Origin of the sequence: Variovorax sp. DAIF25 (assembly GCF_050711835.1) — a bacterium.
Lineage (GTDB): Bacteria > Pseudomonadota > Gammaproteobacteria > Burkholderiales > Burkholderiaceae_C > Variovorax.
This window is the reverse complement of sequence record NZ_CP136636.1, coordinates 6,567,223-6,590,090: the sequence shown is the minus strand read 5'-3', so window position 1 is coordinate 6,590,090 and position 22,868 is coordinate 6,567,223. Positions and strand designations below refer to the sequence as shown.

Below are 22,868 nucleotides of genomic sequence, written 5' to 3'. Positions count from 1 at the left end.
GGTGGCTACAATCGTGCCTCATTTTTCAGCAGCCGACGCGCACAGCCTTCCTCCGTCATGACCTTGCAGATCGGCAACCACACGCTGGAGAACCGCCTGTTCGTCGCGCCCATGGCCGGCGTGACGGACCGGCCCTTCCGCATGCTGTGCCGCGCGCTCGGCGCGGGCTACGCGGTCAGCGAGATGGTGACCTCGCGCAAGGACCTCTGGAATTCGCTCAAGACCTCGCGCCGTGCCAACCACGACGGCGAGCCAGGCCCCATCGCGGTGCAGATCGCGGGCACCGACGCGGCCATGATGGCCGAGGCCGCGGTCTACAACATCGAGCGCGGCGCGCAGATCATCGACATCAACATGGGTTGCCCGGCCAAGAAGGTCTGCAACAAGTGGGCCGGTTCGGCGCTGATGCGCGACGAGCCGCTGGCGCTCGAGATCGTGAGCGCGGTGGTCGATGCCGCGCAGCCGCATGGCGTGCCGGTCACGCTCAAGATGCGCACCGGCTGGAGCATGGAGCACCGCAATGCGGTGAAGCTCGCGCGCGATTTCGAATCGGCCGGCGTGCAGATGCTCACGGTGCACGGCCGCACGCGCGAGCAGGGTTACAAGGGCCAGGCCGAGTACGACACCATCGCCGCCGTGAAGGCCGCGGTGCGCGTGCCGGTGGTGGCCAACGGCGACGTGCGTTCGCCCGAGAAGGCGCGCGAGGTGCTCGCGGCCACCGGCGCCGACGCGGTGATGATCGGCCGCGCGGCCCAGGGCCGGCCGTGGATCTTCCGCGAGATCGCCCACTTCCTCGACACCGGCACGCACCGCGCGCCGCCGCTGGTGGCCGAGGTGCGCCGGCTGCTGCTCGACCACCTGGTGGAGCACTACGCGCTGTACGGCGACTACAGCGGCGTGCGCACCGCGCGCAAGCACATCGGCTGGTACGTGCGCGCGCTGCCCGGCGGCGAGGAATTCCGTTCGCGCATGAACGCCATCGAGGACTGCGAGGCGCAGCTGCGCGCGGTCGGCGAGTATTTCGACGGGCTCGCGGACCAGATGGACCGCATCCCGCAGCACCAGGCGGCCGAAGAGCTGTCCGGCGAAGAGGAGGCGGCCTGCGCCGCCGATTGAGAGAAGAGAAGAAAAGCATGAGCAAGAAACACATCGAGGACTGCGTGCGCACCAGTCTGGAGAGCTACTTCCGCGACCTGCGCGGCACCGAACCCGACGGCATGTACGAGATGCTCGTGCGCGTGGTCGAGAAACCCCTGCTCGATGTCGTGATGACGCGCGCCGAGGGCAACCAGTCGAAGGCCGCCCAGTGGCTGGGCCTGAACCGCAACACGCTGCGCAAGAAGCTGGTCGAACACAAACTTTTGAAATGAACGAGAACGCACGGCGTAACGACACCATGGCCAAGACCGCACTGATTTCCGTCTCCGACAAGACCGGCATCCTCGAATTCGCGCAGGCGCTGCATGCGCTGGGCATCAAGCTGCTGTCCACCGGCGGCACCGCCAAGCTGCTGGCCGATGCCGGCTTGCCGGTGACCGAGGTGGCCGACCACACCGGCTTTCCCGAGATGCTCGACGGCCGCGTGAAGACGCTGCATCCGAAGATCCACGGTGGCCTGCTCGCGCGGCGCGACCTGCCGGCGCACGTGGCGGCCATCGAGCAGCACGGCATCGACACCATCGACCTGCTGATCGTCAACCTCTATCCGTTCGAAGCCACCGTGGCCAAGCCCGGCTGCTCGCTCGAGGACGCGATCGAGAACATCGACATCGGCGGCCCGGCCATGGTGCGCAGCGCCGCCAAGAACTGGAAGGACGTGGGCGTGCTGACCGATGCCTCGCAGTACGCGACGGCACTGGCCGAGCTCAAGGCCGACGGCAAGCTCAGCGACAAGACCAAGTTCGCGTTCTCGGTGGCCGCCTTCAACCGCATCGCCGACTACGACGGCGCGATCAGCGACTACCTCTCGGCGATCGACTTCGAGACCAGCCAGGGTCAGTCGACGCCCACGCGCTCGCTGTTCCCGGCGCAGAGCAACGGCCGCTTCGTGAAGGTGCAGGACCTGCGCTACGGCGAGAACCCGCACCAGCAGGCCGCGTTCTACCGCGACCTGCATCCGGCGCCCGGTTCGCTGGTGTCGGCGAAGCAGCTGCAGGGCAAGGAGCTCAGCTACAACAACATCGCCGACGCCGATGCGGCGTGGGAATGCGTGAAGAGCTTCGACGTGCCGGCCTGCGTGATCGTCAAGCACGCCAACCCCTGCGGCGTGGCGGTCGGCAAGGACGCGGCCGAGGCCTATGCCAAGGCCTTCAAGACCGACCCGACCTCGGCCTTCGGCGGCATCATCGCCTTCAACCGCACGGTCGACGCCGCCACCGCACAGGCTGTGGCCAAGCAGTTCGTCGAGGTGCTGATGGCCCCGGGCTACACGCACGAGGCGCTCGAGGTGTTCCAGGCCAGCAAGGCCAAGCTCAACGTGCGCGTGCTCGAGATCGCGCTGCCGCCGGGTGGCGCCACCGACTGGGACAACGGCCGCAATGCGACGGACGTGAAGCGTGTCGGCTCGGGCCTGCTGATCCAGACCGCCGACAACCACGAGCTCGCCCTGTCCGACCTCAAGGTCGTGAGCAGGAAGCAGCCCACGCCGCAGCAGCTGCAGGACCTGCTGTTCGCCTGGAAGGTCGCCAAGTACGTGAAGAGCAACGCGATCGTGTTCTGCGCCGACGGCATGACCATGGGCGTGGGCGCGGGCCAGATGAGCCGCCTCGATTCGGCGCGCATCGCGAGCATCAAGGCCGAGCATGCGGGCCTGTCGCTGCAGGGCACGGCGGTGGCCAGCGATGCCTTCTTCCCGTTCCGCGACGGCCTCGACGTGGTGGTCGACGCGGGCGCGGGCTGCGTGATCCAGCCGGGCGGCTCGATGCGCGACCAGGAAGTGATCGACGCGGCCGACGAGCGCGGCGTGGTGATGGTGCTGTCGGGCGTGCGCCACTTCCGGCACTGAGCCGGGCGCGGTTCCAAAAAAAACAAAGGCGGCCGTGGCCGCCTTTTTTCATGGGCCCCGGCGGCCGCTCATTCGAAGCGGTACTTGAGCTGGAAGCTCAGCGCGCCATAGAGCCGGTTCTTGATCGTCGGCACGTAGGCGATGTTGAGGCCCCAGTTCTTGCCCTCGATCGCCGCGGTGGGGATCAGTGCCGGGAACCAGTTGCCGTTGCGGTAGTTGGGGTAGCCGTCGAAGCCGCCGACCACGGCGCCGAAGCGCACGCCGTGGAATTCGAAGGGCAGCACGTAGAGGCCGAGGTAGTGCGACTGGCGCCGGTCGCTGTTGTGGAAGGTGCCGAGCGTGACGCGGTAGACGTCGTTGAGCGGGTACTCGAAGCCCAGGCCGGGGTTCTTGTTCTCGAGGCCCTTGTCGCGGTCGAAGTGGGCCGAGTAGAAGCCGACGTTGATCCAGGTCTTCTGGATCTCGAAGGGCTGGTCGAAGGTCGGCAGCGTGAAGTCCACCGACTGCGCGAGCGCCGGACCACAGAGGAGGAGGGCGGCACTCAGGACCGGCAGCAGGCGCAGGGATTTCATGGCTGGATGTTCTGGAGATCTCGTGCGGCTCGAGTCTGGCCGCGATGGCTTCTACCCTGTGATCGTTGGCGCCGGCTTTGCCGGACGCGGGCGCAATATACACGCGGGCACGGTCCGAAGCGCGAGCGCACGCGACGATTTTTCTGGGCATGCTGTCATCGCCGTGGCACACGGCCGTGCGCAAGCGGGGGGGCCGCTGCTCAGGCCGGCCGCGCCAGGTACTTGCGAAACAGCTCGGCCAGCCGCAGCGCGGCCAGCGACAGCGGCTTGCCGCGCGGCGAGACGATGCCCAGTTCGAGCGGCGGCACCGGCATCGCGAGCGGCACGCGCTCCACCAGCGCGTCATAGGGCGGCATCGTGAGCATGCCGGCCGGGCCCACCATCAGCGCGTCGCTGCGCGTCAACAGGCCCCAGCTCACGCCGAAGGAGGCGACCTCGATGCGGTGCTCGGGCAGCGGCAGGCCCTGCGCTGCGTACTGCTCGAGCAGGAAGCTGTGCTGGCTGCCGGGCGCCAGGTGCATCAGCCATTCGGCGCCCGCGATCTCCTCCCAGCGCGTGGCATGGCGCAGCGGATGGCCGCGCCGGCACAGCACGGCCATCTCGATCATGTCGAGCCGCTCGAACGCGAAGTCGGCATCGAGGGCCGAGGCCACCGGCCCCGCCACCGCGAAGTCGACCGCGCCCTCTCGCAGCAGCGGCAGCACCTGCGGGATCAGGCCGTCGAAGAGCTTGAGCTGCGCCTGCGGCATGGCCTTGCGGAAGGCGCGCACCACCTCGGGCAGCACGCCGAGGAACACCATCGGCGTGACCGCCACCGCCACGCGGCCGTGCTGGCTGCCCTGCAGGATGCGGATGTCCTGGCGCGCGAGCTCGAGCTGCTGGTGCGCGAGCCGCGCGCGCACCGTGAGCTGGCGGCCGGACTCGGTGAACTCGATGCCGCGCGAGCTGCGCAGCACCAGCTGCGCATCGACCTCGGCCTCGAGCTCGCGGATCGCCTTGGTCACCGCCGCCTGGCTCAGGTGCAGGCTGCGCGCGGCGGCGCGGATGCTGCCGGTGTCGGCCAGCCGCAGCCAGGCCTTGAGCTGGTGATCCTTCATGCGGGCATTCTGCCGCCCGGCCGTGCGCGGGAATCTACCGACAAACGCAGGTTGTCATCGCGACAAGCGATTGTCTTTTGCGGCGCGGGCCCGGTTCCTAGACTTCGGCCACCAGCCGGCTCGTGGTGAACGGCGGGATTCCCCAAGAGGAGATGCTTCGTGCCCGCCCTGTCATTCGCATGGACCCGCCGCGCCGCGGTGGCCGCCCTGGCCGCCCTGGCCGCCGCCGCGCTGGCCGCCTCGGCCCAGTACCCCGAGCGCCCGGTGAAATTCATCGTGCCCTATGCCGCCGGCTCCGGCGTCGACGTCGCGATGCGCCCGGTGGCCGACGCGATGGCGCGCGAACTGGGGCAGGCCATGATCGTCGACAACCGGCCCAGCGCGGGCGGCATCGTCGGCACGCAGGCCCTGGTGAGCTCGGCGAACGACGGCTACACGGTCGGCTACGGCAACCTCGTGACCCTGAGCATCAACCCGGCCTTCTTCTCGAAGCTGTCGTACGTGCCCGAGAAGGACCTGGTGCCGGTCGGCCTGATCTCGAGCAATGCCTACGTGCTGATCGTGCGCAAGGACCTGCCGGTGCGCAGCCTGCAGGAGCTGGTCGCCTACGGCCGCGAGCATCCGGGCAAGCTGTCGGTCGGCACGCCCGGCATCGGCAGCGCGGGCCACCTGACCGGCGAGTTGCTGAAGACCGAGACCGGGCTCACGATGGTGCAGGTGCCCTACAAGACCGGCACCCAGGCGGTCGCCGACATGGTCAACGGCCAGCTCGACGTGACCATCGAGAACATCTCGGCGGTGCTGCCCTTCGTGCAGCAGGGCCGGGTCAAGGCGATCGCCGTGACCAGCGCGAAGCGCGCCGCGGTGCTGCCCGAGGTGCCGACCGTGGCCGAGAGCGGCGTGCCGGGCTTCGAGGTGGTGGCCTGGGGCGCGCTGATGGCGCCCGCGGGCACCTCGCGCAAGACCGTCGACCGGCTCAACACCGCGCTGCGCGCCGCGCTGGCCGACCCGGCCGTGGTGCGCGCCAATGCCGCGCTGTCGATCGAGGCCTTGCCCTCGAGCCCCGAGGAGCTCAGCGCGCTGATGAAGCGCGAGAAGCCGCGCTGGGCCGAGGCGGTGCGGCGCGCGGGCGTCAAGGGCGACTGATCCATCCATCTTTTTCGAGGAGACAAGCCATGCATCCCTGGCAACTGGAAGCCGCCGAACTCGCGCGGCGCATCGCGGCACGCGAGCTCTCGTGCGTGGAGGCGGTACGCAGCAGCCTGGAACGGCTCGAGGCCGTCAATCCGCGCATCAACGCCGTGGTCGACGGCGGCGCCGAGGAAGCGCTGCAGGCCGCGCGGCAGGCCGACGCCGCGCTGGCCGGCGGCGAAGCGACCGGGCCGTTGCACGGCGTGCCGGTCACCATCAAGGTCAACGTCGACCAGCGCGGGCATGCCACCACCAACGGCGTGGCGGCCTACCGCAAGGTCGTGGCCGCCGAGGACAGCCCGGTGGTCGCGAACCTGCGGCGCGTGGGCGCGATCCTGATCGGCCGCACCAACACGCCCGCGTTCTCGATGCGCTGGTTCACCGACAACGCGGCCCATGGGCGCACCCTCAATCCGCACGATGCGGCGGTGACGCCCGGCGGCTCGAGCGGCGGCGCGGCGGCCGCGGTCGCGGTCGGCATCGGCGCCATCGCGCATGGCAACGACCAGGGCGGCTCGATCCGCTACCCGGCCTATGCCTGCGGCGTCTACGGCCTGCGCCCGAGCTTCGGCCGCGTGCCGGCCTTCAACCCGTCGGGCACCGGCGAACGGCCGCCGGTGGTGCAGCTCAGCTCGGTCCAGGGGCCGCTGGCGCGCAGCGTGCGCGACCTGCGGCTGGCCTTCGCCGCGATGGCCGCGCGCGACGCGCGCGATCCGTGGTGGGTGCCCGCGCCGCTCGAGGGCACGCTGCCGGCCGGCCCGCTGCGTGTGGCGCTGTGCACCGCGCTGCCCGGCTACGCCTGCGATCCCGAGGTGGCCGATGCCCTGCAGCGCGCCGCGCGCCGGCTCGAGAGCGCTGGCTACCGCGTCGAGCCGGTGGAGCCGCCGCGGCTGCGCGAGGCGGCCGAGCTGTGGCTCGCACTGACCATGGCCGACAGCCGGCTGCTGGTGGAACCGGCGCTGCTGCGCGACGGCGACCAGACCATCCGCCAGGCCTACCGCGCGATGGACGCGCATGCGCCGTCGTTCGACACCGAGGCCTACATGCGCGCGCTGGCCGCGCGCACGGGGCTGATGCGCGACTGGGCGCTGTTCCTGCAGCGCCATCCGCTGCTGCTGATGCCGGTGTCGTGGCGCCACCCGTTCCCGGTCGATGCCGACCAGCGCGGCGCGGACGCGATGCGCGACCTGCTCGATGCGCAGAGCCCGCTGCTGGCGACCGCGATCCTGGGCCTGCCTGGGCTGTCGGTGCCGATGGGGTTGCGCCAGGGCCTGCCCACGGGCGTGCAGCTCGTGAGCGATCGCTTCCGCGAGGACCTGTGCCTGGCGGCGGCCGAGGTGCTCGAGGCCGAGACCGGGCCCATAGCGGCCATCGACCCGGCCTGAGCCTCCCGCTCAGCGCTTGCTGAAGATCTCGCGCGCCGCCTCGACGGTGGCCGCGATGTCCGCGTCGCTGTGCGCGGCGCTCACGAAGCCGGCTTCGTAGAGCGCGGGCGCGATGTACACGCCGCGCTCGAGCAGGCCGTGGAACAGCGCGTTGAACTGCGCGTTGTCGGTGGTCATCACCTTGGCGTAGTTCTGCGGCAGCTCGTTCATCAGGAAGAAGCCGAACATGCCGCCCTCGCTGTCGGCGCTGAAGGGCTGGCCCTCGGCGGCGGCCGCGGCCTTCAGGCCGTCGACCAGCGCGCGGGTCTTGCGGCCCAGCGCCTCGTAGAAGCCGGGCTTGGCGATCTCCTTGAGCGTGGCCAGGCCGCAGGCCGTGGCCACCGGGTTGCCCGAGAGCGTGCCGGCCTGGTAGACCGGGCCCAGCGGCGCGAGCTGTTCCATGATGGCGCGCGGTCCGCCGAACGCCGCCAGCGGCATGCCGCCGCCGATGACCTTGCCGAGCACCGTGAGGTCGGGCTGGATGCCCAGCACGCCCTGCGCGCCGTGCAGGCCGACGCGAAAGCCCGTCATCACCTCGTCGAAGATCAGGAGCGCGCCGTGCTGCGTGCACAGCGCGCGGCAGCGCTGGGCGAACTCGGGCGTGGCGCGCACGAAGTTCATGTTGCCGGCGATGGCCTCGATCATCAGGCAGGCGATGTCGCTGCCGTGCAGCGCGAAGGCCTCCTCGAGCTGCTGCAGGTTGTTGTACTCGAGCACCAGCGTGTGCTGCACCACCTCGGGCGGCACGCCGGCCGAGGTCGGGTTGCCGAAGGTGGCGAGGCCCGAGCCAGCCTTGACGAGCAATGCGTCGGCGTGGCCGTGGTAGCAGCCCTCGAACTTGACGATGGTCTTGCGGCCGGTGGCGCCGCGTGCCAGCCGCAGCGCGCTCATCGCGGCCTCGGTGCCCGAGCTCACGAGGCGCACCATCTCCATCGACGGCACCAGCGCCAGGATGGCCTCGGCCAGCTCGATCTCGCGCTCGGTCGGCGCGCCGTACGAGAAGCCCTCGAGCACGGCCTTCTGCACCGCCTCGACCACCGCCGGATGGCCGTGGCCCAGGATCATCGGGCCCCAGGAGCCGATGTAGTCGATGTAGCGCTTGTCGTTGGCGTCCCAGAAATAAGCGCCCTGGGCGCGCTGGATGAAGCGGGGCGTGCCGCCGACGGCCTTGAAGGCGCGCACGGGCGAGTTCACGCCGCCGGGAATCACGGCGCGGGCGCGCTCGAAGAGGATGTCGTTGCGATCGGAGTTGGGCATCTGGAACGGGGAAAGTGGAATCAGTGACGGGTGTCGTGGGGCGGCAGGGCGAAGTCGGGCACGTCGTCGCCGGGCTCGCCATCGTCCTCCTCGGGCTCGGGTTCGGCCCAGAACAGGCGGTCGGGCAGCACGTGGCCCATGCCGGGGCGGAAGCCCGCGTCGAGGCAGCGGTCCATGTAGGCCAGCGCCTCGGTGGTGGCGGCCACCAGGTCGGTGCCGCTGGCCAAAAGCGCGGCCAGCGCGGCCGACAGCGTGTCGCCGGCGCCCGAGAACACGGCCTCGAGGCGCTCGTACTTCTCGCTGGTCAGCACCGACTGCGGCGAGGCCAGCACGTTGTCGATGAACTGGTCGGGCAGCACCAGGCCGGTGACCAGGGTGTAGGGCACGCCGAACTCGCCGGCCGCCATCGCGATGTCGCGCGCGCCGGGCGGGCGCTCGCCGCTCCAGTCGGGCAGCAGCCAGCGCCACAGCGTGCTGTGGTTGCCGACCAGCACCGTGGTCTGGGGCAGCACCAGGTCGCGGAAGGCGTCGAGGTAGGCGTCGATCTCGTTCTCGTCCCACCAAGAGAGGTTGGGCATGTACGCCACCACCGGCACCTCGGGGTAGTCGGCGGCGGTCTCGGCGATGGTGCTCAGCGCCTCGGGCGTGCCGGCGAAGCCGACCTTGATCAGCTGCACCTCGACGTCCTCGAGGATGGCGCGGGTCTGCTCGGCGATGGCCTCCTCGTCGAACGCGAAGTGGTCGAAGATCTCGGCCGTGTCGCGCGCGTAGGCGCCGGTCACCACCGGCAGCATGTGGGCGCCCACCGATCCCATGGCCAGCCCGTCGCCGGCCAGGCCGCCGGCGCCGCTCGGGTCGCTGGCATTGAACACCAGGACGCAAGGGGGATTCAGGTCCTGATCCGCCAATGCATCGTCGTCGGGCAGCGGATCGTTAAGATCGCCCGGTTTGTCAACGCTGTCTGCTGGATGTAAGTGGAAGGTCATACGCCGGGCGGAATCCGCTGGATGGTGGCATGGGCGCGACGTTTACACGGCGCCAGTGAGATACGCATAGATACACTCGTTGCATTTAATGAACAAGGACTTTAAGCTCCGATGAATACGAAAACTTGGATGTGCCTGATTTGTGGGTGGATCTATGACGAAGCTGTAGGTGTACCGGAGGACGGGATTGCGGCAGGCACGGCCTGGGCCGACGTCCCGATGAACTGGACCTGTCCCGAGTGCGGTGCGCGCAAGGAAGACTTCGAAATGGTTGAAATCTGAAAAGCATGGCATAGAGCTACGCGATCTGCGCCGGGGTACGGCGCGGCGGGCATCCAAGTCTCATGAGCAGGAGCTTTTGCAATGGGCCCGAATGGATCAGGTTACAAGGTGCTGGTCATCGACGACAGCAACACCATCCGGCGCAGTGCCGAGATTTTTCTGAAGCAGGGTGGTCACGAGGTTCTCCTCGCCGAAGACGGCTTCGACGCGCTCTCCAAGGTTAACGACCACAAGCCGCACCTCATTTTCTGCGACATCCTGATGCCGCGGCTGGACGGCTACCAGACGTGCGCCATCATCAAGCGCAACGCTCATTTCTCCAAGGTCCCGGTCGTGATGCTGTCGTCGAAGGACGGCGTGTTCGACAAGGCGCGCGGCCGCATGGTCGGATCGCAAGACTACCTGACCAAGCCATTCACCAAAGACCAGCTGCTGCAGGCCGTGCAGCAGTTCGGCAACGTTTCACAGGAAGTGCAGTAAATGCCCATTCGAAAAATCCTCGTCGTCGACGACTCCAAGACTGAATTGGTGTTCCTGTCCGACCTGCTCCACAAGAACGGCTTCGCCGTGAAGACCGCCGAGAACGCCGAGGACGCCATGCGCCGCCTCGAGGAAGACCAGCCCGACCTGATCCTCATGGACGTGGTCATGCCGGGCCAGAACGGCTTCCAGCTCACGCGCGCGATCGCCCGCGATCCGCAGTACGCCGCGATCCCGATCATCCTGTGCACGAGCAAGAACCAGGAAACCGACCGCGTCTGGGGCATGCGCCAGGGCGCGCGCGACTACATCGTGAAGCCGGTGAACGCGCAGGAGCTGATGTCGAAGATCAGCGCGCTGAACTGAGCGCGGATCTGCCGAGTCCATGGCGAATCGCGACGCACTGAGAGCCTTCCAGTCCCGGCTGGCGAGCCGCCTGCAGGCCGCGCGCACCACCGGCGTGGCCGCGACCTGGCTCGCGGTCGAGGCGGGCGAGGGCAAGTACCTGTTCCCGCTCGGCCATGCCGGCGAAATCTTTCCCTGGACGCCGCCGCAGCCCGTGCCCTACACGGCGCCGTGGTTCCTCGGCGTGGCCAACCTGCGCGGCGGCCTCTACGGCGTGGTGCAGCTGTCGGCCTTCGCCAGCGGCGCGCCCAGCGGTCCGGCCGCCAGCGAAGCGGCCCGCATCCAGTCGCGGCTGGTTGCGCTCAACGAGCTGCTCGACGTCAACTGCGCGCTGCTGGTCGACCGGCTGGCGGGGCTGCGCGGCGTCGAGGCCTTCGCGGCCTCCGAGCCCCCGGGCGCCGATGCGCCGCCCTGGGCCGGGCACCTCTACATCGACGCCGCCGGCGAACGCTGGCAGGAAGTCAACCTGCAGGCGCTGTCGCAGCAGCCCCAGTTTCTGAGTATCGGCGCCTAGCTGTCACAGGCGCCTCTGCACCCGACCACCACCTGAAGGACCGACCGTGAGCTCGATCGCCGACAAGTTCAAGAAATTACTGCCCGCCAGCGGCAACGACAAGGCCCGCGTCGATGGTTCGGGTTCGCTCGCGATCGACAACGTCGACACGGTGCAGGTCCCCGACGAGAAAACCGTGCGCATCGCGCGCGCGCCGGGCGACGCTTCGTTCGGCGGCGCGCCGGCCGCCGGCTCGTTCAGCGAAGGCGGTGCGCTGGTCGATGGCGGCGAGGCCGCCAACGAACCGGGCCGGCCCGATGCCGCCGACCTGCTCGCGGACGACGGCCGTGCCGGCCAGAGCCCCGCGCGCCAGCAGCGCGTGCTCGCGATCCTGCTGGCGGTGGTGGTGCTGGCGCTGCTGCTGGTCGCCGGCCTCGCCATCCTGCGCGCCGAACGGCTGGCGCAGCAGGTGGCGGCCACCGGCCAGTCGCTGATGCAGTCGCAGCGCCTCGCCAAGTCGATCTCGCAGGCCCTGGTGGGCAGCGCGCCGGCCTTCACCGAAGTGAAGGACAGCGCCGACGACCTCACGCGCCGCGTCAACGGCCTGACCAACGGCGACGAGGCGCTGCGCCTCGAGGCCGTGGGCGAGGCCTACGGCGAGGACATGGGCAAGATCGGCCCGCTGGTCGCGCGCGCCGACGCGAGCGCCAAGGCCGTGCTGGCCCAGCGCCAGATCCTGACCCAGGTGGGTGCCGCTTTGCGCGACATCAACCAGCAGTCGTCCACGCTGCTCGAGATGACCGAGACCGTCGCCTCGCTCAAGATGCAGCAGAACGCCACGCTGCCCGAGATCTCGGCCGCCGGCCAGCTCGTGATGCTGACGCAGCGCATCGGCAAGTCGACCAACGAGTTCTTCACCGTCGAGGGCGTGAACCCCGACGCCGTGTTCCTGCTCGGCAAGGACCTGAACACCTTCCAGGAAACCACGCGCGGTCTGCTCGACGGCAATGCGCAGCAGCGCTTCCCCGGCTCGAAGGACCCGCAGACGCGCCAGCAGCTCGAAGCCATCCTGAAGACCTACGAGCAGATGCGCACGCAGGCATCGGCCATTCTGGGCAACCTGCAGGGCCTGGTGGCGGCGCGCGAAGCGCAGGCGTCGATCCTGACCGACAGCGAACCGCTGCGCAAATCGCTGGGCGAGCTGCAGGACAAGCTGTCGGCGCGCACCGGCCTGGGCGCCGGCACCATCGTGCTGCTGTTCGTGCTCTCGTTGGCCGCCCTGGCACTGGCCGGCGCCATCGGTTTCGTGCAGGTGCGCGAAGGCCGCGAACGCGCCGCCAACGCCGAGCGCGAACGTCTCTCGGCCGAGCAGGCTTCGGAGGAAGCCAGCCGCATCAACAACGCCAACCAGGCCGCCATTCTTCGGCTGATGAACGAACTGCAGACGGTGGCCGAAGGCGACCTGACGCAGGAAGCCACCGTGACCGAGGACATCACGGGCGCCATCGCCGACTCGGTGAACTACACGGTGGAAGAACTGCGGCTGCTGGTGGGCAACGTGCAGAACACGGCCACGCGCGTGGCGCTGACCACCTCGCAGGTGGAAAGCACCTCGACCGAGCTGCTGGCGGCCTCGACCGAACAGCTGCGCGAGATTCGCGAAACCGGCCAGTCGGTGCTGACCATGGCGGAGCGAATCAACGGCGTGTCCTCGCAAGCGCAGGAGTCCGCCACGGTGGCGCGCCAGTCGCTGCAGGCCGCGTCCTCGGGCCTGCAGGCCGTGCAGAACGCCATCGGCGGCATGAACGCCATCCGCGACCAGATCCAGGAAACCTCCAAGCGGATCAAGCGGCTGGGCGAATCCTCGCAGGAGATCGGCGAAATCACCGAGCTGATCTCGGACATTACCGAACAGACCAACGTGCTGGCACTGAACGCCGCCATCCAGGCCGCGTCGGCCGGTGAAGCCGGTCGCGGCTTCTCGGTGGTGGCGGAAGAAGTGCAGCGGCTGGCCGAACGCTCCGCGGACGCCACGCGCCAGATCTCGGCGCTGGTGAAGGCGATTCAGACCGACACGCAGGATGCGGTGGGCGCCATGGAGCGTTCCACGCAGGGCGTGGTCGAGGGGGCCAAGCTGTCCGACAACGCGGGTACCGCGCTGTCCGAGATCGACCGCGTGTCGCGCCGCCTCGCCGAGCTGATCGAGCAGATCTCGCAGTCCGCCTCCCGCGAGGCCGATTCGGCCAACGTGGTGGCGGCCAACATCCAGCACATCTTCGCCGTGACCGAGCAGACCGGCGAAGGCACGCGGACCACCGCGCAGCAGGTGCGCGAACTGTCGCAGATGGCCGAGGAACTGCGTCGTTCGGTGGCCCGTTTCAAGATTGCCTGACACAGAAGAACGGCGAGCATCCAAGGTGGCTATCCAATCCCCCGTCGCGGCCCCCCTCGCCGGCAATCCGCCGGCCACCGAAGACCTCGGGCCGCTGGCCTGGGTGCTCGGAGAAATCCAGAAGTCGCTCGAGAACGTCGGCAAGTCGCTGCGCCGCTTCGCGCGTGACGTCGGCAATGCGGCCGAGATCGAGAGCGGCCCGCTGCAGATGGCGCGCCAGCAACTGCACCAGGCCGTCGGCGCGCTGCAGATGGTGGGCCACAACGCGCCCGCGCTGGTGCTCGGCTCGATCGAGTTCGCGGTGCAGGGCTTCGTGGCCGAACCGCAGCGCTGCACCGACAGTGCCGCGCTCAAGATCGAGCGCGCCGGCTTCGCCGTCACCGATTTCCTGCAGGCCCTGCTGGCCGGCAAGAACGTGTCCTCGATCGCGCTGTTCCCGCAGTACCGCGACGTGCTCGAACTGGTCGGCAACGAGCGCGTGCATCCGGCCGATCTCTGGAGCGCCAGCTGGCGCTGGGTCGAGATCCGTCCCGCGCTCACGCAGGCCTCGCTGGCCTACGACCCCTCGGTGCGCTCGCGGCTCGACCGCGAGGTGCTGCAGTTGGTCAAGACCGGCGACACGCAGGCCGCGCGCCGCCTGCAGGCGCTGTGCCTGGGGCTCGGCCGCGGTGCGCTGCTGCCGCGCGTGGCCAGCTTCTGGACCCTGGCGGCCGGCTTCTTCGAGGCGCTGGCGCTGGGCCTCGTGCCCGCCGACAGCTACGTCAAGCGCGCCGCCTCGCGCGTGCTGCTGCAGTACGCCACGCTCGCGCGCGGCGACAGCGTGGTGTCCGACCGGCTCGGCCAGGACCTGCTGTTCTTCTGCGCCCAGGCCATGCCCACCGCGCGCGACGAAGCCACCACCCTGCGCAGCGTGCGCACGGCCTGGGGCATCGCGCATGAACAACGCGTCGACTACACGGTCGAGCAGTTCGGCCGCTTCGATCCGCTGGTGCTGGCCCAGGCCCGCAAGCGCATCGAGACCGCCAAGGAGATGTGGTCCGGCCTCTCGGGCGGCGACATCACGCGCACGCGCCAGGTGGCCGACACCTTCGCCCAGCTCGGCGAATCGCTGCACCGGCTGCATCCGCCGAGCGAGCCGATGGTGCAGGCGCTCGCGCACGCGGTCGACGCCTCGGTGCGCAGCGGCCAGCCGCCCGACACCGAGCTCGCGATGGAAGTCGCGACCTCGGTGCTCTACCTCGAGGCCGCGCTCGAAGACCTCGACCCCAGCGACCCGCAGCTCACCCAGCGCATGCTCAAGCTCGCCGGGCGCATCGAGCGCGTGCGCGCGGGCGGCCATTCCGAGCCGCTCGAGCCCTGGATGGAGGACCTGTACCGCCGCGTCAGCGACCGCCAGACCATGGGCACCGTGGTCGACGAGCTGCGCAGCCACCTGAGCGAACTCGAGAAGTCGCTCGACCAGTATTTCCGCCGCCCGGGCGAAAAGGGCCTGCTGCGCACCGTGCCGAGCCAGCTGCAGCAGATGCGCGGCGTGTTCTCGGTGCTCGGCCTCGACCAGGCCGCCCACACCGTGCAGCGCATGCGCGACGACGTGGAGGCCATGGTGGGCAGCGCCTCGCCGGCCGACGAGATGGCCGGCTTCGACGCGCTGGGCAACAACCTCGGCGCGCTCGGTTTCCTGATCGACATGCTGGGCTACCAGCCGGCGCTGGCCAAGCGCCTGTTCGTCTTCGACGCCGAGGTCGGCGAGCTCAAGCCGCTGATGGGCCGCCAGGCCGCCGATGCCGAGGACGCCGAGAGCGTGGCCGCGCCGGCCGCCGAGCCGCTGCTCAGCATCGAGGAAGTCGATGCCCAGATCGCGTCGAAGCTGGCCGCGCTGGCCACGCCGGCGCGCAAGGCCAAGCCCTCGCCGATCGAGGAATTCAGCCGCAAGGCCGACAGCTGGACCGCCAAGATCGTCGGCCCCGGCGCGCTGCCCGACACCGAGGTCACCGAGCTCGAGGAAGACGACCTGCAGAACATCTTCCTCGACGAGGCGCGCGAGGTGGTGCACAACGGCCAGAACGCGATCGTCGCGCTCGGCAGCCGCCCCGAGGACACCGACGAGCTCACGATCCTGCGCCGCGCGTTCCACACGCTCAAGGGCAGCTCGCGCATGGTCGGCCTCACCGACTTCGGCGACGCCGCCTGGTCGCTCGAACAGGTGGTCAACACCTGGCTGGCCGACCAGCGCCCCGCCACCCCCGAACTGCTGGCCGGCACGCAGCAGGCGCTGCGCGACTTCGGCCTGTGGGTCGAGGACATCGCGGCCTCGGCCCCGCACGGCTGGCAGTCCGCCCCGTTCAGCCGCCTCGCCGAAGCCCTGCTGGCCGGCGAGCCGGTGCCGACCGCGCCGCCGCGCGTGGCCGATGCCGAGGCGCTCGCGATCGCGGCGCGCCAGATCGCCGCCGATCCCCTGCCCACCTCGCCGGCCCCGCTCGAGGAGCTGCCGCCGCAGTTCGCGCTGCCGGCCGCGGCCGCGCAGGCGCTGCCCGAGTTGCCCGAGCTGCCGGACCTGTCGCTCGAACCGGCCGACGCCTCCGACACCTCCGACGTGCCGCAGGCCGCGTCGCGCACCGTGGGCCCGGAGGACGACGACTTCGTCTCCACCGACTTCCTCGACTTCGAGACCCGCGAGCCTTCGTCCACCGCGCCGGCACCGCTGCCGACCGCGCTGAGCGACGGCATCGACTTCGATTTCCTGGCGCCGATCGGCGCCGCCGCGAAGGCGAGCCAGCCGGCCGAGGAGGCCGCGATCGAGGCCGCCGGCCTGGCCGAGCTGCCGTCCTCCGCGCTGTCGATCGACGCCGCGCAAGCCTCGGCCGAGCGCGCCGAGGCCACCGCGCCCGCGCTGCCCGACCTCGACTGGACGCCCGAGCCGCTGCCGCTGCGCGAAGCCAGCGATGCCGGCACGGCCGTGCCGATCGACTTCCCCGAGATCCAGCTCGAGCCCGTGGAGGCCCCGGCCGAGTTCGCCCAGGCCGCCACGGTCGCGCCCGAACCGGCCGCGCCCGAGACCGCCGCGCTGCTCGATGTCGCGGCCCAGGCCCTGCCGCTGGAGGCACCGGCCGAGCCCGAGGAAACGGTGCAGCCCGAGGCCGCGCCCGCCGCCGAGGCGCCGGCCGTTGCCGAGCCGCAGCCCGAATCCGTCGAGGTGACCGCCGCCGGCAACGCCGACGACCAGGTCAAGGTGATCGGCCCGCTGCGCATCGGCATCGCGCTCTACAACGTCTACCTCAACGAGGCCGACGAATGGTCGCGCCAGCTCGCCACCGAGGTCGGCGAGTGGGCGCTGCAGCCCTACGAACGCGTGGCCGACTCGACCATCGCGCTGGCCCATTCGCTGGCCGGCAGCTCGGCCACGGTCGGCTTCCACAGCCTGTCGGGCATGGCGCGCTACTTCGAGGCCGCGCTGCAGCACCTGCAGATGCAGGGCAGCGGCACGCGCGAGCAGGGCATGGTGCTGGTCGCCGCGGCCGACGAGCTGCGCCGCCTGCTGCACCAGTTCGCGGTCGGCCTGCTGCGCGACCCCTCGCAGCAGACGCTGCAGGCGCTGCGCGACATCGCGGCCTCGCCGATGCCCTCGCCCTATGCCGAGGAGCTGGCACGCGACGAGCCGCGCGCGCCGCTGCAGGTGGTGTCGCCGCAGGGCGGCGCCGACGTGGCGCTCGACGACTCCGAGGACGCCATCGACCTGGCCGACGCGGTCGACGTCGACCTGTTCCCGATCTTCGAGGAAGAGGCGGCCGAACTGCTGCCGCAGCTCGGCGAGGCGCTGCGCCAGTGGTCGCACCATCCCGACGACGGCGCGCCGCGCACCTCGGTGCTGCGCACGCTGCACACGCTCAAGGGCAGTGCCCGGCTGGCCGGCGCCATGCGCCTGGGCGAGCGCGCGCACCGCATGGAATCCGAGATCGAACTGCTGGGCACGCAAGGCCACGTCGACCGTTCCGACATCGAGAAGCTGCTGGCGCGCCTCGACACGCTGCAGGCCACCTTCGACGCGCTGCGCGCGGCCGACGATGCGACCCAGGTCGAACTGGCGCAGCGCGTGGCGGAAGCCACCGCGGCATCTGCGCCCACGCCCGTGGAACACCCGGAGCTGCGCGCCGAGCCCGCCAACGACGCCATCGCCGCGGTCGATGCCGACACCGACGCCGAACCGACGGCCGCCGTGCCCGCACCGGTGCGCCCGGCCCCCGCCACGCTCGCGCCGCTGCGCGCGCCGGTCGGCCAGGCCGTGCGCATCCGCACCCAGCTGCTCGACCGCCTGATGGCGCAGACCGGCGAGGTCATCATCACGCGCTCGCGGCTCGAGGCCGAGATCGGCTCGCTGCGCGGCTCGCTGGCCGACCTCACGGGCAACCTCGACCGCCTGCGCCAGCAGCTGCGCGACATCGAGGTGCAGGCCGAGAGCCAGATGCAGTCGCGGCTGGCCCAGGCCAAGGATTCGCAGCAGGGCTTCGACCCGCTGGAGTTCGACCGCTTCACCCGCGTGCAGGAACTCACGCGCATGATGGCCGAGTCGGTGAACGACGTGGCGACCGTGCAGCGCACGCTGCAGAAGACGGTGCAGGCGACGGAAGACGACCTCAGCGTGCAGGCGCGCCAGACGCGCGAACTGCAGCGCGGCCTGCTGCGCACGCGCATGGTGGAGTTCGAAGGCATTTCCGACCGCCTCTACCGCGTGGTGCGCCAGGCCTCGAAGGACACCGGCAAGCAGGTGCGCCTCGACATCACCGGCGGCTCGATCGAAATGGACCGCGGCGTGCTCGACCGGATGACGCCGGCCTTCGAGCACCTGCTGCGCAACTGCGTGGCTCACGGCATCGAGGACGCCGCGCGGCGCGAGGCCTCGGGCAAGGACGCCAGCGGCCTGATCGTGATCGACCTCGCGCACGAGGGCAACGACGTGTCGGTGAGCTTCCGCGACGACGGCGCCGGCCTCGACCACGAGCGCATCGCCGAGCGGGCCCGCTCGCTGGGCCTGCTCGCGGCCGACCAGCCGCTCACGCCCGAGGAGGCCACCGAGCTGATCTTCCGGCCCGGCTTCTCCACGGCCGGCCAGGTGTCGGAACTCGCGGGCCGCGGCATCGGCATGGACGTGGTGCGCGCGCAGGTCGCCGCGCTCGGCGGCCGCATCGAGACGCGCAGCCAGCCGGGCCAGGGCACCACCTTCAAGCTGGTGCTGCCGCTGACCACCGCGGTGACGCACGTGGTCATGCTGCGCTTCGGCGAGGTGTCGATCGGCGTGCCGTCGAACCTGGTCGAGCTGGTGCAGCGCGTGAACGCCACCGACCTCGAGTCGGCCTACCTGCACGACACCCATCCGTTCGGCAGCGAACAGGTGCCGTTCTACTGGGGCGGCGCGCTGCTGCAGGCCTCGCCGCGCAGCGAGCACATCGCGGGCCGCACCAACACCCTCGTGATCGTGCGCAGCGCGGCGCAGCGCGTGGCGCTGCACGTCGACGAAGTGCTGGGCAACCAGGAAGTGGTGGTCAAGAACCTCGGGCCGCAACTGGCGCGGCTGCCGGGCCTGGCGGGCATCTCGGTGCTGGCCTCGGGCGCGGTGGCGCTGATCTACAACCCGGTGGCATTGGCCGCGGTGCATGGCGAGCAGGCGCGCGCGCGCCAGGCCGCGGCGCTGGCGCAGCCGGTGGCGGCGGCCGACGAGCCGCGCGGCCCGCATGGCCAGGACCCGGCCGCGGCGCTGGCGCCCGTGGTGCCGCAGATCCCGCTGGTGCTGGTGGTCGACGACTCCATCACCGTGCGCCGCGTCACGCAGCGCCTGCTGCAGCGCGAAGGCTACCGGGTCTCGCTGGCGGCCGACGGCCTGCAGGCGCTCGAACGGCTGCAGCAGGAACGCCCGGCGGTCGTGCTGTCCGACATCGAGATGCCGCGCATGGACGGCTTCGACCTCGCGCGCAACATCCGCGGCGACGCGGCGCTGGCCGAGCTGCCGATCATCATGATCACCTCGCGCATCGCCGAGAAGCACCGCGACTATGCGCGCGACCTCGGCGTGAACCACTACCTCGGCAAGCCCTACTCCGAAGAAGAGCTGCTGCGGCTGGTGCGCGCCTACACCAGCGACACGGCGACGCTCGCGGCCGCCTGAGGCGCGCGCCTGCGAAAAAGCCCGGACGGCGACGCGCCTCCGGGCTTTTTCTTTGGGGGATGGCCGGGCTACTTCTTCGCCAGCGTCTTGCTGCGCGCCACCGCGTAGCGCTGCAGCGTGCGCTCGCGCGCCTCGGCATGGTCGACCACCGGCACCGGGTAGTTCTCGCCGAGCTTCACGCCGGCGGCCTCGAGTTCCACCGGCGTCGCCGTCCACGGCGAATGGATCGCGCCGTTCGACAGCCCCGCGAGCTGCGGCAGGTAGCGCCGGATGAACTTGCCGTCGGGGTCGAAGCGCTCGCTCTGCGTCACCGGGTTGAAGATGCGGAAGTAGGGCTGCGCGTCGCAGCCGCTCGAGCTCGCCCATTGCCAGCCGCCGTTGTTCGACGCCAGCTCGAAGTCGTTGAGGTGCAGCGCGAAGTAGGCCTCGCCGCGGCGCCAGTCGAGTCCCAGGTCCTTGCACAGGAAGCTCGCCACCACCATGCGCAGCCGGTTGTGCATGTAGCCGCTCTGGTTGATCTGCAGCATGGCCGCGTCGACCAGCGGATAGCCGGTGCGGCCCTGGCACCAGGCCTCGAACAGCTGGTCGGCATGCTTGCCGTGGTGCCACTGGATCTTGTCGTACTCGGGGCGGAAGCTCTTCGATTCGCCCTTGGCGTGCACGTGCGGGAAGTGGGCCAGGATCTGGAAGTAGAAGTCGCGCCAGATCAGCTCGCTGAGCCAGGTCGCGGCGCCCGCGTCGCCCCGCAGCGAGAGCTGGCGCGCCACGCCCGCCACCTGCCGGATCGACACCGTGCCGAAGCGCAGGTGCACGCCCAGGTAGCTGGGCCCGCGCACCGCCGGGTAGTTGCGCGCCGCCTCGTAGCGCTCGATGCGCTCGAAGAAGTCCTCGAACAGGATCGCCGCGCCGCGCGTGCCGGTGGGGATCTCGAGCGTTCCGAGGTTGCTCTTGGCGAAGCCCAGCGCCTCGAGCGAGGGCACCGGCGCGCGCCAGCCCTCGGGCGGCGGCACCAGGGCGTCGGCATGGCCGCGGCTCGGGTAGGACTTGAGGAAGAAGTCGTCGACCTTGGCCAGCCAGGCCCGCTTGTAGGGCGTGAAGACCGTGTAGGGCTGGCCGGTCTTGGTCATCAGCTCGTCGCGCTCGAAGACCGTCGAGTCCTTGTGGGTGTGGAAGCTCACGCCCGCATTGGCCAGCGCGCCGAACACGCCGGCGTCGCGCGCCAGCGCCTCGGGCTCGTCGTCGCGGTTGGCGAACACCGCCTGCACCTCGAGCGCGCGCGCCAGCGCCGGGATCTCCTCGGCCGCCGCCGCATGCCGCACGATCAGCCCGCCGCCGAGCGCGCGCAGCTCCTCGTCGAGCTCCAGCAGCGATTCGCGGATGAATTCCACCCGCCGGTCGACCCGCGGCAGGGGGTCGAGGATCGCCGTGTCGAACACGAACACGCAGACCAGCTGGCGGCAGCTTCGCAGGGCGTGGTAGAGGGCCGCGTTGTCGTCCACGCGCAGGTCGCGGCGGAACCACATGAGCCCTTTGGGGTAGGTCTTGTCGACGGCCAGTAAAATCGGAGGCATATGGCTTCCGATTCTGCCCCGATGAACCTGACGCATCACTTTTTGATAGCGATGCCGGGCCTGGAAGACAAGACCTTCAACCGCAGCGTCGTCTACCTGTGCGAGCACAGCGAGCGCGGCGCCCTGGGCCTGGTCATCAACAAACCCAGCGACATCAACCTCAAGGTGCTGTTCGAGAAGATCGAGCTGCACCTCGCGCGCCCCGAGCTCGGCGAGGCCCCGGTCTTCCAGGGCGGCCCGATGCAGACCGAGCGCGGCTTCGTGCTGCACGAGCCGGTCTTCACCGAGGCCGACAAACCCGAGGAATCGGTCTACGCCTCGACCATGACCATTCCCGGCGGCCTCGAGATGACCACCTCGAAGGACGTGCTGGAGGCCCTGGCCACCGGCGCCGGCCCGCGCAAGGTGCTGGTCTCGCTGGGCTACGCGGCCTGGGGCGAGGGCCAGCTCGAGTCCGAACTGGCCGAGAACAGCTGGCTCACGGTGGGCGCCGACCCGGCCGTGATCTTCGACACCCCCATCGACCAGCGCTACGACAAGGCGCTGCTGCTGCTGGGCCTGGAGGCCTGGAAGCTCTCGCCCGACGCGGGGCATGCGTGAACGCCACGGCCATGCCTGACGCGCCAGCTTCCGTTTCCAGCCCCGCTTCCCTTCCCGTTCCCGCCCATTTCCAGAGCTTCCTGGCCTTCGATTTCGGCCAGAAGCGCACCGGCGTGGCGAGCGGCAACCGGCTGCTGCGCAGCGCCACGCCGCAGGCCACCATCAAGGCCGAGGGCGCCGATGCCCGCTTCGCGCAGGTCGAGGCGCGCATCCGCGAGTGGCAGCCCGATGCGCTGGTGGTGGGCGTGCCCTTCCATCCCGACGGCGCCGCGCACGAGAACACCCGGCGCGCGCAGAAGTTCGCGCGCCAGCTGCGCGGCCGTTTCAACCTGCAGGTGTTCGAGGTCGACGAGCGCTACAGCACCACCGAGGCGCTCTCCCAGGGCGCGCGCGATGCCGATGCCGCCTCGGCCTGCATCATCCTGGAGCAATTCTTGAGGAGTCTTCCGTGAGTTCCACCCCCGCCATTCCCGACGCCGAGGCGCTCTACACGCAACTGCTGGCCGGCGTCCGCGCGCTGCTGCGCCCCGACACCCGGCTGGTGGGCGTCACCTCGGGCGGCGCCTGGCTGGTCGAGCGGCTGCAGAAGGACCTGGGCCTGGCCGGCGCGCCCGGCGTGATCTCCTCGGCCATGCACCGCGACGACTTCGCGCGCCGCGGCCTCGCGGCCAGCGCGCAGACCGCGCTGCCCTTCGATGTCAACGGCGCCGACGTGCTGCTGCTCGACGACGTGCTCTACACCGGCCGCACCATCCGCGCCGTGCTCAACGAGCTGTTCGACTTCGGCCGCCCGGGCTGCGTGCGCCTGGCCGTGCTGGTCGACCGCGGCGGGCGCGAGCTGCCGGTGGCGGCCGACTTCGCCGCCACCACGCTCGCGCTGCCCCATTCGCAGTCGCTGGCGCTGGCGCGCGCGGACGACGGCGCCTTCAGCCTCCAGGTCGAGGAAAGCAAGTAAGC

19 protein-coding genes are annotated in these 22,868 nt (G+C 70.4%); 14 read left to right on the top strand and 5 right to left on the bottom strand.

Translation table 11 applies throughout. The features are described from left to right. Positions 1–57: 57 nt before the first annotated feature. Genes dusB through purH form a run of 3 tightly spaced genes read left to right on the top strand, consistent with a single transcriptional unit; the run spans position 58 to position 3,004 of the window. Positions 58–1,116, top strand: coding sequence for a tRNA dihydrouridine synthase DusB (gene dusB / locus R0232_RS30490; RefSeq protein ID WP_093347929.1), 1,059 nt, complete (start codon positions 58–60; stop codon positions 1,114–1,116). Between the two features lie 17 nt (positions 1,117–1,133). Next, the gene (locus R0232_RS30485) at positions 1,134–1,370 is read left to right on the top strand and encodes a Fis family transcriptional regulator (protein WP_057590811.1); all 237 of its coding nucleotides are present in this window, start codon (positions 1,134–1,136) and stop codon (positions 1,368–1,370) included. Positions 1,371–1,396: 26 nt separating this feature from the next. Continuing rightward, positions 1,397–3,004: a bifunctional phosphoribosylaminoimidazolecarboxamide formyltransferase/IMP cyclohydrolase gene (gene purH / locus R0232_RS30480; protein WP_208513920.1), complete on the top strand. Its 1,608-nt coding sequence runs from the start codon at positions 1,397–1,399 to the stop codon at positions 3,002–3,004. A 68-nt stretch (positions 3,005–3,072) separates the two neighbouring features. Here purH and R0232_RS30475 read toward each other — a convergent pair whose 3' ends face one another. Then, positions 3,073–3,576, bottom strand: coding sequence for a hypothetical protein (locus R0232_RS30475; protein WP_208513914.1), 504 nt, complete (start codon positions 3,574–3,576; stop codon positions 3,073–3,075). A 200-nt stretch (positions 3,577–3,776) separates the two neighbouring features. Next, positions 3,777–4,673, bottom strand: coding sequence for a LysR substrate-binding domain-containing protein (locus tag R0232_RS30470; RefSeq protein ID WP_093347924.1), 897 nt, complete (start codon positions 4,671–4,673; stop codon positions 3,777–3,779). Positions 4,674–4,832: 159 nt separating this feature from the next. On the opposite strand from R0232_RS30470, the gene R0232_RS30465 reads away from it, so the two are divergent. Together R0232_RS30465 and R0232_RS30460 are read left to right on the top strand one after the other, a co-directional pair. Continuing rightward, positions 4,833–5,819 (top strand): Bug family tripartite tricarboxylate transporter substrate binding protein, encoded by a 987-nt coding sequence (locus R0232_RS30465; RefSeq protein WP_431510474.1) that lies wholly within the window; start codon positions 4,833–4,835, stop codon positions 5,817–5,819. 29 nt (positions 5,820–5,848) lie between these two features. Then, positions 5,849–7,249, top strand: coding sequence for an amidase family protein (locus R0232_RS30460; RefSeq protein ID WP_431510473.1), 1,401 nt, complete (start codon positions 5,849–5,851; stop codon positions 7,247–7,249). A gap of 9 nt (positions 7,250–7,258) precedes the next feature. Here the strand turns inward: R0232_RS30460 and hemL are convergent, their stop codons facing one another. Then, positions 7,259–8,545, bottom strand: coding sequence for a glutamate-1-semialdehyde 2,1-aminomutase (hemL, locus tag R0232_RS30455; RefSeq protein WP_431510472.1), 1,287 nt, complete (start codon positions 8,543–8,545; stop codon positions 7,259–7,261). Positions 8,546–8,565: 20 nt separating this feature from the next. Next, the gene (gene thiD, locus R0232_RS30450) at positions 8,566–9,531 is read right to left on the bottom strand and encodes a bifunctional hydroxymethylpyrimidine kinase/phosphomethylpyrimidine kinase (RefSeq protein WP_093347915.1); all 966 of its coding nucleotides are present in this window, start codon (positions 9,529–9,531) and stop codon (positions 8,566–8,568) included. A gap of 111 nt (positions 9,532–9,642) precedes the next feature. On the opposite strand from thiD, the gene R0232_RS30445 reads away from it, so the two are divergent. From R0232_RS30445 to R0232_RS30420, 6 genes are all read left to right on the top strand, one after another. Further along, positions 9,643–9,813: a rubredoxin gene (locus R0232_RS30445; RefSeq protein WP_007838397.1), complete on the top strand. Its 171-nt coding sequence runs from the start codon at positions 9,643–9,645 to the stop codon at positions 9,811–9,813. Between the two features lie 81 nt (positions 9,814–9,894). After that, on the top strand, positions 9,895–10,293 hold the full coding sequence (locus R0232_RS30440; RefSeq protein ID WP_057590817.1) for a response regulator: 399 nt from the start codon (positions 9,895–9,897) through the stop codon (positions 10,291–10,293). After that, positions 10,294–10,659: a response regulator gene (locus R0232_RS30435; protein ID WP_057590818.1), complete on the top strand. Its 366-nt coding sequence runs from the start codon at positions 10,294–10,296 to the stop codon at positions 10,657–10,659. A 19-nt stretch (positions 10,660–10,678) separates the two neighbouring features. Further along, a complete protein-coding gene (locus R0232_RS30430; protein WP_093347913.1) occupies positions 10,679–11,212 on the top strand; it encodes a chemotaxis protein CheW in 534 nt (177 codons plus the stop codon). Positions 11,213–11,258: 46 nt separating this feature from the next. Further along, positions 11,259–13,583, top strand: coding sequence for a methyl-accepting chemotaxis protein (locus R0232_RS30425; protein ID WP_431510471.1), 2,325 nt, complete (start codon positions 11,259–11,261; stop codon positions 13,581–13,583). A gap of 25 nt (positions 13,584–13,608) precedes the next feature. Next, complete coding sequence (locus R0232_RS30420) at positions 13,609–19,740, top strand: Hpt domain-containing protein (protein WP_431510470.1); 6,132 nt, start codon at positions 13,609–13,611, stop codon at positions 19,738–19,740. Positions 19,741–19,808: 68 nt separating this feature from the next. Here R0232_RS30420 and R0232_RS30415 read toward each other — a convergent pair whose 3' ends face one another. Next, positions 19,809–21,311, bottom strand: coding sequence for a cryptochrome/photolyase family protein (locus tag R0232_RS30415; protein ID WP_431510469.1), 1,503 nt, complete (start codon positions 21,309–21,311; stop codon positions 19,809–19,811). Here R0232_RS30415 and R0232_RS30410 point away from each other — a divergent pair, their 5' ends adjacent. The 3 genes from R0232_RS30410 to pyrR are packed head-to-tail and all read left to right on the top strand — an operon-like array spanning position 21,312 to position 22,866. Continuing rightward, positions 21,312–21,911: a YqgE/AlgH family protein gene (locus tag R0232_RS30410; RefSeq protein WP_093347901.1), complete on the top strand. Its 600-nt coding sequence runs from the start codon at positions 21,312–21,314 to the stop codon at positions 21,909–21,911. It abuts the gene before it with no gap. Between the two features lie 11 nt (positions 21,912–21,922). Beyond that, positions 21,923–22,363 (top strand): Holliday junction resolvase RuvX, encoded by a 441-nt coding sequence (gene ruvX / locus R0232_RS30405; RefSeq protein WP_093348366.1) that lies wholly within the window; start codon positions 21,923–21,925, stop codon positions 22,361–22,363. Then, positions 22,360–22,866 (top strand): bifunctional pyr operon transcriptional regulator/uracil phosphoribosyltransferase PyrR, encoded by a 507-nt coding sequence (pyrR, locus tag R0232_RS30400; protein ID WP_093347898.1) that lies wholly within the window; start codon positions 22,360–22,362, stop codon positions 22,864–22,866. Before ruvX ends, pyrR begins: the two co-directional genes overlap by 4 nt. Positions 22,867–22,868: the final 2 nt, after the last annotated feature.